This is a genomic window from Phosphitispora fastidiosa (genome assembly GCF_019008365.1).
Taxonomy (GTDB): domain Bacteria; phylum Bacillota; class Thermincolia; order Thermincolales; family UBA2595; genus Phosphitispora; species Phosphitispora fastidiosa.
Window position 1 is genome coordinate 1 of sequence record NZ_JAHHUL010000102.1, and the last position, 289, is coordinate 289.

The window sequence follows — 289 nt, forward strand, 5'->3', positions numbered from 1 at the left end:
TGACCCCTACGGGATTCGAACCCGTGTTACCGCCGTGAAAGGGCGGTGTCTTAAACCGCTTGACCAAGGGGCCATTTATACCGTTAAGCTGTTTAACAGCGACTTTTATAGTTTAACAGATTTCGTCTACAATATCAAGTAACTAATTTTAACAATTATCTAGAGTGGCACTAGGCGCTTCGCGCCGTCGCAAGTCTGAAGCTCGGGTCGCACTGATGGGTGGTAGCAGATAAATTCCTTCAGGATGGCTACAACTCAGCCGGCTTGCCACTCGCTCAGCTCGTGGGCC

At 49.8% G+C, this 289-nt stretch carries 1 tRNA gene; it reads right to left on the reverse strand.

Annotation, left to right across the window (positions count from 1 at the left end):
* Nucleotides 1-73 (reverse strand) — tRNA-Glu (locus tag Ga0451573_RS19130).
* Nucleotides 74-289: the final 216 nt, after the last annotated feature.